Raw genomic sequence first — 12,577 nt, 5'->3', positions numbered from 1 at the left:
TTTATTAAAATGTATTGTCTTCAATTTAATGAATGTTGTTATATATTTGCTCGATATAAAGTGAGTAATCTGCATCTAGTTTGTCTTTATTTTCAATGATGATGTTACCTTCATATAATGATTCACCTGTACGTAAATCGCCGATAAGGAACAAATGACCATCCGAAACACGATCGAGTAAATATAACTTACCATCTGTAATCTGTATAGAAGGTTTTTCTTTAGCATTAGCAATGCTAGGATATTTAAAGCTGAAAGGTTCTTCCCACTGATTCTTCTCTATATTATAACGGTTCAGTACTAAACCATTGGTTGAACGAACAGGAATAAATATATATGTTCCTTGAAGAATGATTGAGTGTTTATATGGTTTTAATTCGTTCGGAATTGTCCATTCCTTCTCTTCATTATTCAGATAGTTATACAAATACATTGGGCTAGAGATAATTTCACGCTCACCATCTTCTAGAAATTTGTATTTTTCAACCATATATAAGATATAATTTTCATTTTGTACTTTATTATATTCATTAAATATATAGATGCTGGCCCTGCTTTTCTCTTCTGACTCCATTTTTGCAATAATTGAGTCTTGTTCTAATTCCTTTTTGTTTTCATCAACCGTATATAAGTGCAACTCTTCCTCATTATTGAGATAGCTTGTTGCTAATATTTTTATTTTTCCATTTTCTACATAGACATCACTCTCATTGATCCAGTCATATCTTACTTGGTCTGGCATATTGATTTCAAATGAAGAACTTTCATTTGTATGTTTATCAAGTATATCGATTTGCAGAGTGAAAGAATCTCGACCCTCTTTATTTGAAAAAATCGTGTAAATTAAACGGTCTTCATCTTCAAAATACTGTCCAGGATTTGCTTCTTTTCCACGCATAAACTTACGGTGTTCTTGAATATATTTTTGAAACATCCCAGGGTAATATCGTTCCTTCAACTCTCCAATAAAAGACCCGCTTTGATTAGTCGAACCATCCTTTGATATATCCAACCTACGAAAAATATCACTACTTTGATAACTTGCATGAATGATAAGGTTGTCGATTTCTCCCTTATTCCCGCTAGTAGATTCAATTTTAAAAGATATATTCTTTGCCATTGCCTGTTGAATATAGTAAGTACCGATTGTCGTCACGATGATTAAACTAATCAATATCGTTTTCCAATATTTTTTCATTGCCATTCCCCCTTAGACCCTGATTTTATATTTTAGCAAATGATTTGCAATCCAAATGGCACTGACTAATACAATGATGCTTATTACCAGTTCCATTAGGAAGACTTCTAGTGAGTAAAAATAGCCATTTATTAACCTATTTACTAATAGTGGTGCAATAAATACTCCGAACGAAAGCATTCCATAAACGATTGCGATAAAAATGCCTTTTAAACCGTAACTTCGTTCAATTAAAATAGCCGTGAATAGAACAGCTACAAAGATTAGCCCGACTCCATAAATCAGGAAAAATTCCGTTAAGGTATTCGGATACAACCAGTCCAACATTTCTAAACTATCAAAATCATAAATTGAAAAATGCGATTGTAAATCTGTTGGTATAATACTATTAACAATTTGCATTTCGATTGAGATTAAAACCATTTGCAAGGCAACTAAACCAAGTACAAAAAGCATAATTGTCGTTAATTTTGAGAAATAGATAGTAATTCTTTCAGTTGGCAACATTAATAATCTATAAATAAATGTATTTTTTCCAAACCAGTCCCGATACCAAATAAAGAAAACATAAATCATCAATACAGCTATGCTAAAAAAGATTGGCAGCAGAAACCATTCAGAACCAACGAACTGATCAAAAGAAAATAATCCGTAATCTTCAGTATATTGGCTCATTGATAGTTGATTTTTATATATCACTTGATCCACGTCATTCATATATCCTTTTGACACGACAACTGCCCCAATGAATTGACTGACTATGATCAATCCTATTAAAGTTAGGTACAGTTTGAAAAATCGATTTACTTCGAAATTAAGAAGTTTTAAATAGTTTTTCATCCACGATACACCTCTCTCATGACATCAACGACTGATTTCCCTTCCTTTTCACGCACTTCCTCTACGCTAAATTCTTTTAATACTTCACCGTTATCAATAAGCACTGCCCTATCAATCAAGTGTTCAATATCACTAATTTCATGAGTTGTAATAATCACACCACGATCTTCAATTAAATGGCTTGTAAACACTTCGGCAATCTGCTCCCTAGAAAAAATATCAATACCAGAGAATGGTTCATCCATCAGTAAGTAATCCACATTCAGTGCCAGACCTAATATCATATTGACTTTAGCCATATTCCCCTTTGATAAATTGGCAATCCGTTCAGTAGGATCTAGTTTAAAAAATTGCAGCAACTCTTCTGCCCTTTTTGTATCCCAGTTTTTATAAAAATCGGCCATGAATGCAAAGGCTTCACAAATTTTCATTTGCGGCAACATCGTAATCGTATCTGGAATAAAGGTAATTTTTTCAAAGCTTTCTTTTCGGATTTTTTCCCCATCGATCAAAATTTCACCGCTATTAATCGGAGTGAGCGCCATAATAGCTTTCATGATCGTCGTCTTCCCTACTCCGTTAATACCGATTAAACAAGTAATTTCACCTTTTTCAGCAGTAAAAGAAAGACCTTTTAATACCCGTTTCCTGCCGTATTTTTTCTCGACATTTTTTACTTGGATCATTTCGATTCCTCCGCTTCTCCGCTTTCGGCTTCATGCTTTTTCTTAACTATTTCCAACACTTCGGATAACGACACATCGATGGATTTAATAGAACCTAAAAATAAGTCAACCGCTTCGATAATTAATTCCTCACGGACACTTTTAAGGACCGCTTCATCTTTAGTAATACAGCTCGGCATATTCCCTTCTGTAAAAATCAATCCTTGTTCCCCCATTTCCTTATAAGCTCGTTGTGCAGTATTTGGGTTAATCTTCAGCTGGTTGGCTAGCTCTCTTCTTGATGGAATCTCCTGGCCAGGTTCAAAATACCCCTTGGCGATTTGTTCTTTAAAATGCCGGATAACCTGGACGTACACTGGATCCCGATTATTAAACTTTACAGTCAATTAACTCAACTCCTAGAAAATTATATTTTCGTGTATTAAGCACTTAATACAGTTTAAGCATAATGGTGGGCTACTTTTAAAGAACTACCCGATATACTATTTAGCCATTACCCCGCTAATCGATCTTGATGTATTAACAGCTTAATACACCACCCTCAAACAAATGTAAAAGTGTATTAAGCACACAATACACTTTTCGTAATGTATTATATGCTTAATACACTTCTCGTGTCAATCGTTTCCATGGGAATATATCTCAATGTTTATAAAGACAACCAGTTGTTAAACTAATATGCCACGAAAGTTTAAGTAGAAAAAAGCTCTACTCCATATAGAAGTAAAGCATGCGTTTGTTTAATAAGAAACTAGAATCTAATCTAATTTTTTTACAAATAAAACTCTGTCTTGCTTTGGTCCGTCATAGTCAGTATTTATGGGTAGGCCATCAACAATCCTATCTCCGTCTTCAATTTCAAAACCCATCTTGGTATGATAGGCAATCGAAACTTTATTGACAGGTGACGTTACACAACGAACAATACTTCGATTATTTTGCTTTACCACATTAAAAAATTCATTGTATAAATACTTTCCAATATTATGCTTTCTGTGTTCAGGATGAACCCCAACAAAATGAATATACGCCTCATTTGAATGAGTTTGAGAAAGAAATCCTATTAGAAAACCTACAAGTTTACCATCCTTTTCTGCAATGAAACTTGTTTGTGTAAAATGGTCGAAAAATAATTTTGGTAACATAGCAGACATATTCCTGCCACCCCACCACTCATTAATTAGAGGTGAAATCACATAGTAGTCTGAACCTTTAACTGAACGAATTTCCATTTTAATCCCCCTATTTATGTAAATATCTATTTAAACTAATAGTAACATTAAAGCAAATTTTATATTATTCCTTCTGCAAACTAAACTGCAACTGCACCGTTAATAATAAAATTCAACAAAGGAAGAATTGATATCCCCAGTCACGATTATATGAGAAATGGCCATTTACCAATTTATAAATAATATTTCCATAAATTCATATAAAATTAATTTATGTGTATACATTTGGAAACGCTCATTCGTTGCAAAAATAAAATGAAGCTTTTTGACAAACCCAATAAGCTTCACTTTATTTACAACTATATTTATTGATTCAGCGTTAAATAGAATTGATTTATTAATAATGCCAATCTATTTTTTTAATTAGTCTGTATGCAATATAACCTGCTATTAATGTTAATATACAAGGAATAGCAAGATGATATACCCAATTATCTCCTAAAAATCCGAGAATTAATTGAAAAAAATCAAATAGTAATGCAACACTTGCATAGATAAGTATTTCAATGAATGGATATATACTCCTGAATAGTATCGCCACTATAACCCCACAAATAAAAAGCATATACTAAAAAATATCAAAAAGCTTGCCTCATTTTTTTCGTTTATAACTTGCTGTGTATACTATGGTCAAGTAAATGAATGTACCAGCCTCTACAGCTAAAAGTCCGCAGATATATATAATGTTTAACCAGAAAGTTATTGCTGAACTATATAATACGAACACCCCGTTAGTTAGATTGTTTCTAAAATTGCTCTTGCGATTTCATCAAGTTCTTCTGCGAATTCATTAGGTGTAGGTGTTTCAACCACACTTGTTAAATACTCTCTAAACTGAACTCTTGACTCTACTGGCAATTCAATAACCAAAAAGTTTAAAATAAACCACTTCCAGTTTTCGTCATCTGAAGATAAAACATCTTGCACATGTGGGACAACCTCTTCTTGAAAAGTTAAAAGTAATTCTAATACGCTAGGTGCTACTGGCCAATTCATATCTTGAATCAAATTCAAGGAGGTTAGGCAATAAAGGCAATATTTGATCTCTATCCATTTTCTTAATTATTTCTACTCTATCATTATCATATTTATGTCTTGGTGAAAAATCTATAAATTTTTCCACATGCATGCATCCCTCCCTTAGATTTTTAAATATGGCAATCTATTTATTATATCAGGCTTTATTAAATTAAATTGCCCTATTTGTTCAAGAAGAAGGGATTGTTGCACAGTATATTCATCTCGGAATGTATAAAGCTCAAAATCAATTTATCGGAACAATTTTTAAATTTATCGCCTAACTTTAATTTATCACCAAACTTTTAGCTTTTATCGCTTCAAGGGGTCAAAAATAAAAAATCACCTCTAGGAAACGAGGTGATTATTAGCAAACAATTTTTATTAAACTACACACTGTCTAGCAGCAAAAACGAATAGATAGCATTCAATTTTATGATGCATCTTCAAACTGACTATTATATAGATCCGCATAGAATCCTTTTTCCGCGATCAGCTCTTCATGATTTCCACTTTCAATAATATCTCCGTCTTTCATCACTAAAATTAAATCGGCGTTTTTAATAGTTGAAAGTCGATGTGCAATGACAAATGATGTTCTTCCCACCATCAATTTATCCATCGCTTCTTGGATAAGTGCTTCAGTACGCGTGTCAACGGAACTAGTAGCTTCATCTAAAATAAGCAACGGTGCTTTTTTAACCATGGCCCTTGCAATGGTAATAAGCTGTTTTTGCCCAACAGATAAACTAGTTTTATCATTTAGAATCGTGTCATAACCTTTTGGCAAAGTTCTAATAAAGTGGTGCAGACCTACTGCCTTACAAGCTGTAATTACTTCTTCATCGGTTACATTCTCTTTGTTATAAACGATATTTTCTTTAACGGTACCTTCAAAGAGCCAAGTATCTTGTAGCACCATACAAAATAAATCGTGAACATTTTTACGAGAAATCGACTTAGTCGGTACGTCTCCAATCATGATTTCCCCGCTATCTACTTCATAGAAACGCATAAGAAGATTAACAAGCGTCGTTTTCCCAGCCCCAGTAGGTCCGACTATGGCTACTTTTTGACCAGCTTTTATTTGAGCAGAGAAATCTTTAATAATCAGTTTCTCTTTCGTATATCCAAACTTAACGTTTTTAAATTGCACATTTCCTGTAACATCTTTGGCATCTAAAATGGCTTTCTTATCCCTTTCGTCTTCGAGTTCCTCCTCTTGTAAAAACTCAAATACTCGTTCACTTGCTGCGGCAGTTACCTGCAAGCTTGTAGCTGCCTGTGCTAACTGTGACAATGGCTGCGTAAATAAGCTTATATACACCATAAATGAAACGATCACACCAAATGTAATGGAGCCTTTCACTATAAGTGCAGCCCCTACGACACAAACAACAACATAACCTAAATTTCCAATAAAGATCATGAGAGGCATCATCATGCCGGACATAAACTGTGCGCGCCAAGCGCTATTAAAAAGACTTTCATTGATTTCATTAAATTCTTGCTTCGCTACTTTTTCACCGTTATACACCTTCATAACATCATGCCCTGAATAGATTTCTTCAATATGACCGTTTATTCTTCCAAGGTCTTGTTGCTGGCGTATGAAGTATTTTCGGGATCTGGACATAATCAAGGTCATTAATACAAATCCTACTAAAGTTGCAGCAAGGGCCGAAAGTGTCATCGTCACATTAATAGAGAACATCATAATCAACGATCCAAAGAACATAACGACGGCCGTTACTAACGAACCAATACTTTGATTTAGAGACTGTCCAATCATATCCACATCATTCGTGACACGACTTAAGACATCTCCATAGGTTGTAGAATCAAAATATTTCAACGGTAATCTATCAATTTTGTTCGATATATCTGTCCGTAACTTTTTAGAAACTCGCTGCGTAATCGTAGCCATAATAAACGCCTGCAAATAATTGAAAATAAAACTCAATCCATACAAAATAGCAAGGAACAAACCTATTTTTCCAATAGCCGTAATATCAATCTCACCAGTAATACCATCCGTTATCAAATCGGTGATGTCACTAAGCATATTAGGTCCAATGATCGTGAAAATTGTTCCTACAGTTGCCAATACAAGTGCAAAGATCGTCGCTGGTAAATAAGGTTTACAATAGGCAATCAACTTTCCCCAAGGCTTTTTAAAATTTATTGGCTTTTCCCCTGGAACCATCATATTACCTGGATCAATGGGATCTTTTTGGGGCTTATTTTGTGTGTTAGGCATTTTCCAACTCCTCCTTCGATAGCTGAGAATAAGCGATTTCCTGATAAGTCTTACAAGTTTTCAATAATTCACTATGTTCCCCCATACCAACGATTTTACCTTCATCAAGAACAATGATTTTATCAGCATTTTTAATCGTTCCAATTCGCTGTGCCACAATCAAAGTAGTTATGCCTTTTGTTTCAGTTTTCAAGGTAGAACGAAGTTGACGATCTGTTTTATAATCTAGAGCGGAAAATGAATCATCAAAAATAAAGATTTCTGGATTACGATTCACTGCTCGTGCAATAGAAAGACGTTGTTTCTGACCTCCTGATAGATTTGCACCACCTTGAGCGATAGCCGCATCATATTGGTCATCCATGTTCTCTACAAATTCTTTCCCTTGAGCAATTTCCACCGCTTTTTTGATTTGCTCATCTGTTGACGGGGTCTGGCCGTTACCACCGTAGACAACATTAGATTTTACTGTACCTGAAAATAGTACGACTTTTTGAGAAACGTAACCAATCTTATTATGTAGAGCTTCTTGTGCATATTCTTTCACATTAATGCCGTCAACTAATACTTCACCTTCAGTCGCATCGTAAAATCTAGGGAGTAAATTAATAAGCGTACTTTTACCACTACCCGTAGAACCAATGAAAGCGACAGTTTCGCCTTTATGTGCTGTAAAGCTAATATTTTCTAAAACATAGTCCTCTGCATTAGGATATTTAAAGCTAACATTACGCAGTTCGATTTCACCTTCTATTCCCTTAGGTGACGTTTGCAATTTTCCATCCATAAGTGTTTGAGGTGTATTTAGCACTTCATTAATACGCGCTGCAGATACTGCTGCTCTCGGCAGCAAAATGAACGTCATTGATAACATCATAAATGCCATAACTACTTGCATTGCATAGGATGTAAATACGACCATATCACTGAATAAGCCAATTCGATTCATCCCCCCTGCATTATTAATTAAATATGCACCAATCCAGTAGATAGAAAGAGTTAATCCTGACATAATCAGCCCCATCCCCGGCTGCATAAGGGCCATAAGTCGGTTCACGAAAAGATTTGTATCCGTTAAATCTTTATTTACTTTTTCAAATTTTTCTTCCTGATATGCCTGCGCGTTATAAGCATGAACAACACGAATACCCGTTAAACCTTCTCTTGTTACTCGGTTCAGATGATCTGTCATTTTTTGAACGACTTTAAATTTCGGTAGCACAAAGATGATCATGTTGCCAATTAAAATAAGTAAAAAAACTACAGCTACTCCTGTTGCCACTGACCACTCCCAGCTTTTCCCGGTAATCTTTAAAATAGCCCATACTGCAAGGATTGGCGCTTTTATCATAACTTGAAGACCTATCGCTACAGTTTGCTGTATTTGCGTTATATCATTAGTAGAACGAGTAATTAGACTTGCGATTGAAAAACCATTAATCTCTTCCATAGAGAAAGAGAGAGTTTTATCAAATACACCTTTTCGTAATTCCTTTGACAAAGATGTTGCTACCATTGCTGCAAAATAACCAACAATAACTGCCAATATCATACTGCCAAGGGCACATAACAGCATCTTCCCTCCAGCTGTCCATATCTCGCTCGTTTTACTGCCCTCTGTTTGTACAATAGTCGTAATTTTAGCCATATAATCCGGCAACTTCAAATCCAAATAAACTTGGCCTACAATGAACACAATACTAGCAACAACGAGCGCCCATTCTTTAGGTTTTAAGTATTTAAATATTTTCAACATATTCGCAATCCCCCTCATTTTAGTTAGCACGCTAACTATATAGTAATAAAAACTTCAAAATAGCATCTTCTTCAAGATCGTATATTCTCTTTCATGGCATCCATCACTTCAAAAAAAACGTCAAGTTTCTCTTCCGGGATACCTGATAGTAATTTTTGTTCAAAGATTTCTCTACGACTCTTAATATCTTCATGTATCTTTAGCGCCCCTTCTGTTAAGACAATTTTTTTGAGCCTTGAATCGTAGGAAACAGATTGCCTTGTAATCAATCCCTTACTTTCCATAGACTTTAGTATTCTAGATGCTGTTGATTTACGAATAGAAAATGCTCTTTCAAAATCCTTTTGAAACACATCTTTATCTTGCTTTTTGCAAAGGTAGCTAATCGTCCAACCATGCATGGCAGTAAGGTTATCTTTTTTCGTTAACGTAGCACTTGTAATTTGATCCAATTGTCTTCTCATTAAAAGCGACAATGTACGCAATTCTAATCCAACTGATCTCCTTTTGCTCAATCCTATTCCCCCCCAATAGATCAACACTTAACTATCGCAATTAAAAAACTAATTTATTAGTATTTTTAGTCGAACATCTTGTTAATAAAGATAATTAGGTTCCTTAGGTATCGATGAGTCATCTTGAGATTTATCTTCGTATTCAGTTTGCAAAAAACTAATTCCATTTGTAGAAGCTCACGAAAATTTGATTTCGGAAGTTATTTTATTTTCATATTTAATTCTCCATTATGGTCAAAGCAGTGTAGCCATTTATCAGCTTCACTAACCATCCAATTTCCACACATGCCATGGGTTTGGAGTATGAAACTAATGATAGAAAATGATGACGTATTTAAAATATCTTCTATGCAGTGAACACTTAGTTCAATACCATCTACACAAGTATGTTTTTGAGTTAATTCTTGTTCTACTTCTTTTACCGCTTTATCTGCGGTTTATTAGGCTTTGCTTAGTAATCGCTTTTGTGTCTAAGTCAGCTACACCTTCAATACCTAGAACGAATCCCCTTATGTATACACTATGTATGTCATCTTGAAGATGAGTAGAATACGTACGTCTGAACAACATCGTTTATTACAGGAAGAAAAATAGGGTTGATGTTTTCCCAATCTGGATGGTTAATAATATTCCCATCACCATCCGTGACACATAAGCTTCCAATTACTCTAATACTAGTCATCACATTACTCCTTTTATTATTTTTTAGTAACTTAGCACCTCTAACTGCCCGTTTTATCTTCTATCGAATAAAAATATGACATTACGTAGTTCTCCCTTTGAAAATATGACTATCATTTCCATTTCATATAAAAATAGGATAGCACATTTTTTGTACACATGCTATCCAACTTTCATTATGGAAGTCCTTTAGGTTGAGATAACCTTCAAAAAACTATACTTAATTTTTAATCCTTTTTTCCAGCTAAAAGTATCCGCTTTTACTTTTCATTAAACTTAAATTCAATCTTTCCTTCTACAAAACGGAGTGACGCATTAAATTGTTTACCATTTTTTGATTTAAACCCTTTAACCACAGCTGTTTTACCAACCTTACATAAATCATTAATGTTCTTTTCAGTTAGTTTTTTTCCTAATAGCCTTCCTGGGAACGTTTGTTTACAACCATTTTTATAATTCGAGCAACCGTAAAAGCTTTTACGCAAACCTATTTTTCCTACTTTACATGTCGGACACATCACAATATCTTTCACAGCGGTTGGTTTAAACTGCTCTGCGTCAATTGTAAGTGACTCTAACTGTTTAGGTACCTCGGCGATTAATTGATTAACAAACTTGCCTATGCTTTCAATAAAATGTTTTGCAGAGCCTTCTCCACGACCAATTTTATTTAAGTAAATTTCCCATTTTGCAGTCATAGATGGACTTGAAAGTAAGGTCCCTTCAATTGACCGACATAAAAGCTCTCCTTTAGGCGTAATGCTCACTATGTTTTTTCGTACTTCAATAAATCCATGCTTTTTAATCGTCTCTATAATGCCACTCCGAGTTGCTTCTGTGCCAATACCTTCAATCGATTTCAGCATCTCGATTTCCTCTTCATCCTCAACTGATTTACCGCATGTTTTCATCATCGTAATGAGTTGACCTTCTGTATAAGGCTTGGGAGGTGTTGTCGTGCCTTCTAAAATAGAAATCTTACTTTGTACCATCTCATCTTGGAAAACGACAGGTAATGACTCCTCACGCTCCTTTAACTCTTTTTCATTTGAAAACAATTCTTTCCAACCTTTTACAAGTTCTGTTTTCCCTACCGTTTTAAACTCTATATTTTTGACATTCGTTAAAATCGTTTTTTCATCATATTCATAATCTTGGTGAAACATAGCGAGTGTCGTATTGACTATTTCGAAATAAATATTTCGTTCATCAGCATTCATGGATTGTAACGCTTTTTCTGTTGGCACTTTTTTCGTTGGAATAATAGCATAGTGCTCCCCTACGTTGGCACTATCGACATAGCGTTTGTTATTCCCACGATTTAGCGAATTAAATGTCTTTCCCACGAGCTGCTGATATTTTGCCAAGGATTCATTTAAATAAGCAAACTCATTATGTGTAATGAGCTGTGAATCGGTACGTGGGTAAGAAACGAGCTTTTTCTCATAAAGTGATTGCGTAAGTTTCAACACATGCGACGGACTGTATTTCCAACGTCTATTAGCGGCGGCCTGTAATGTTGATAACGCATGTAGTTTGGGTGGTGCAACACGCTTCGTTTTGTTCGTTACACTCGTAATTAGACCCGTATCCACCGGTTCAACCCCATGTTGTTGCAATAATTGCACAGCCTCTGCACGCTCTTTTGTTTTTAACTTTGCCTTCCCTTTATATACACCATTTTGTGCTTTAAAAACCCCTTCAATTTCATAAAATTTTTCAGGCTTGAAATATTCGATTTCCTGTTGCCTTTTATAAATTAAATAGACGGTTGGCGATTGCACACGACCGATAGAGATACTACCCTTAAAGCCTTTTTTTTGTAATAGTAGCGTATATAGGCGACTACAGTTCATGCCCACTAACCAATCGCTAATTTGACGTGTTTTTGCTTCTTGGTACATGAGCAGATCACGCTCATTACTTTGCATATTATTAAAACCTTTTCGAATTTCCTCAACCTCTAATGAATTGATCCATAATCGTTTAACAGGCTTATTTACTTTCGTCATTTTTAAAAGTGAGTAGAAGATGTTTGAACCCTCACGTTCACTATCGCAGCAGTTATAAATCATTGTTATTTGTGGATCACTAAAGATTTTTTTTACTGCATTAAATTGTGTATACATTTTAGAGACAACTTTATCTTCAAATTTTTGAGGAATGATCGGTAATGATCCAAGCGACCATTTCTCCCATTCCTTTTGATATTCTTTTGGTTCCTTTAATTCAACAAGATGACCAACTGCCCAGGTAATTACTGCACCTTCAGGAAAAGTAGAACAAGGTTCCAATTCAATAAATACTTTCTCTTTTTGTTTAATTTTAAATGCGTCTGCATAAGCTCTTGCTTGAGATGGTTTCTCTGCCAAAATGGCGATTTTCCCCATTA

The 12,577-nt window shown here is 34.8% G+C and carries 12 protein-coding genes; all 12 read right to left on the bottom strand.

Annotated elements, in window-relative coordinates:
• Positions 1-25: 25 nt before the first annotated feature.
• Positions 26-1,198, bottom strand: coding sequence for a hypothetical protein (locus ABE34_RS13575; RefSeq protein WP_197143084.1), 1,173 nt, complete (start codon positions 1,196-1,198; stop codon positions 26-28).
• Between the two features lie 12 nt (positions 1,199-1,210).
• Complete coding sequence (locus tag ABE34_RS13570) at positions 1,211-2,038, bottom strand: hypothetical protein (RefSeq protein WP_197143083.1); 828 nt, start codon at positions 2,036-2,038, stop codon at positions 1,211-1,213.
• The gene (locus ABE34_RS13565) at positions 2,035-2,724 is read right to left on the bottom strand and encodes an ABC transporter ATP-binding protein (RefSeq protein ID WP_197143082.1); all 690 of its coding nucleotides are present in this window, start codon (positions 2,722-2,724) and stop codon (positions 2,035-2,037) included. Before ABE34_RS13565 ends, ABE34_RS13570 begins: the two co-directional genes overlap by 4 nt.
• Positions 2,721-3,110 carry a GntR family transcriptional regulator gene (locus ABE34_RS13560; protein WP_197143081.1) on the bottom strand — a complete coding sequence of 130 codons (390 nt, stop codon included), beginning with the start codon at positions 3,108-3,110 and terminating at the stop codon, positions 2,721-2,723. The genes ABE34_RS13565 and ABE34_RS13560 overlap by 4 nt, the downstream gene beginning before the upstream one ends.
• 372 nt (positions 3,111-3,482) lie before the next feature.
• Entirely contained in the window at positions 3,483-3,956 is a 474-nt protein-coding gene (locus ABE34_RS13555; RefSeq protein ID WP_197143080.1) for a GNAT family N-acetyltransferase, read from the bottom strand.
• A gap of 735 nt (positions 3,957-4,691) precedes the next feature.
• The gene (locus tag ABE34_RS13550; RefSeq protein ID WP_241747109.1) at positions 4,692-4,952 is read right to left on the bottom strand and encodes a DUF5071 domain-containing protein; all 261 of its coding nucleotides are present in this window, start codon (positions 4,950-4,952) and stop codon (positions 4,692-4,694) included.
• Complete coding sequence (locus tag ABE34_RS25130) at positions 4,930-5,079, bottom strand: hypothetical protein (RefSeq protein WP_241747108.1); 150 nt, start codon at positions 5,077-5,079, stop codon at positions 4,930-4,932. The genes ABE34_RS13550 and ABE34_RS25130 overlap by 23 nt, the downstream gene beginning before the upstream one ends.
• Positions 5,080-5,406: 327 nt before the next feature.
• The gene (locus ABE34_RS13545) at positions 5,407-7,233 is read right to left on the bottom strand and encodes an ABC transporter ATP-binding protein (protein WP_197143079.1); all 1,827 of its coding nucleotides are present in this window, start codon (positions 7,231-7,233) and stop codon (positions 5,407-5,409) included.
• Positions 7,226-8,989, bottom strand: a complete 1,764-nt coding sequence (locus tag ABE34_RS13540) for an ABC transporter ATP-binding protein (protein WP_197143078.1) — start codon at positions 8,987-8,989, stop codon at positions 7,226-7,228. The genes ABE34_RS13545 and ABE34_RS13540 overlap by 8 nt, the downstream gene beginning before the upstream one ends.
• 71 nt (positions 8,990-9,060) lie before the next feature.
• Entirely contained in the window at positions 9,061-9,504 is a 444-nt protein-coding gene (locus ABE34_RS13535; protein WP_197143077.1) for a MarR family winged helix-turn-helix transcriptional regulator, read from the bottom strand.
• 529 nt (positions 9,505-10,033) lie between these two features.
• Positions 10,034-10,186 (bottom strand): hypothetical protein, encoded by a 153-nt coding sequence (locus ABE34_RS25125; RefSeq protein ID WP_241747107.1) that lies wholly within the window; start codon positions 10,184-10,186, stop codon positions 10,034-10,036.
• A gap of 259 nt (positions 10,187-10,445) precedes the next feature.
• Positions 10,446-12,575, bottom strand: coding sequence for a type IA DNA topoisomerase (topB, locus tag ABE34_RS13525; protein ID WP_197143076.1), 2,130 nt, complete (start codon positions 12,573-12,575; stop codon positions 10,446-10,448).
• Positions 12,576-12,577: the final 2 nt, after the last annotated feature.

The organism is Lysinibacillus sphaericus, from assembly GCF_015844675.1.
GTDB classification, from domain to species: domain Bacteria; phylum Bacillota; class Bacilli; order Bacillales_A; family Planococcaceae; genus Lysinibacillus; species Lysinibacillus sphaericus_E.
Note: the sequence above shows the minus strand (reverse complement) of the source record. Positions and strands in the feature narration are given on the sequence as shown.

Excerpts from the sequence above, each read along its gene's own strand:
- ABE34_RS13575 (WP_197143084.1), bottom strand. The coding sequence starts at position 1,198 with ATGAAAAAATATTGGAAAACGATATTGATTAGTTTAATCATCGTGACG.
- ABE34_RS13570 (WP_197143083.1), bottom strand. The coding sequence starts at position 2,038 with ATGAAAAACTATTTAAAACTTCTTAATTTCGAAGTAAATCGATTTTTC.
- ABE34_RS13565 (WP_197143082.1), bottom strand. The coding sequence starts at position 2,724 with ATGATCCAAGTAAAAAATGTCGAGAAAAAATACGGCAGGAAACGGGTA.
- ABE34_RS13555 (WP_197143080.1), bottom strand. The coding sequence starts at position 3,956 with ATGGAAATTCGTTCAGTTAAAGGTTCAGACTACTATGTGATTTCACCT.
- ABE34_RS13550 (WP_241747109.1), bottom strand. The coding sequence starts at position 4,952 with ATGAATTGGCCAGTAGCACCTAGCGTATTAGAATTACTTTTAACTTTT.
- ABE34_RS13545 (WP_197143079.1), bottom strand. The coding sequence starts at position 7,233 with ATGCCTAACACACAAAATAAGCCCCAAAAAGATCCCATTGATCCAGGT.
- ABE34_RS13540 (WP_197143078.1), bottom strand. The coding sequence starts at position 8,989 with ATGTTGAAAATATTTAAATACTTAAAACCTAAAGAATGGGCGCTCGTT.
- ABE34_RS25125 (WP_241747107.1), bottom strand. The coding sequence starts at position 10,186 with ATGACTAGTATTAGAGTAATTGGAAGCTTATGTGTCACGGATGGTGAT.
- topB (WP_197143076.1), bottom strand. The coding sequence starts at position 12,575 with ATGGGGAAAATCGCCATTTTGGCAGAGAAACCATCTCAAGCAAGAGCT.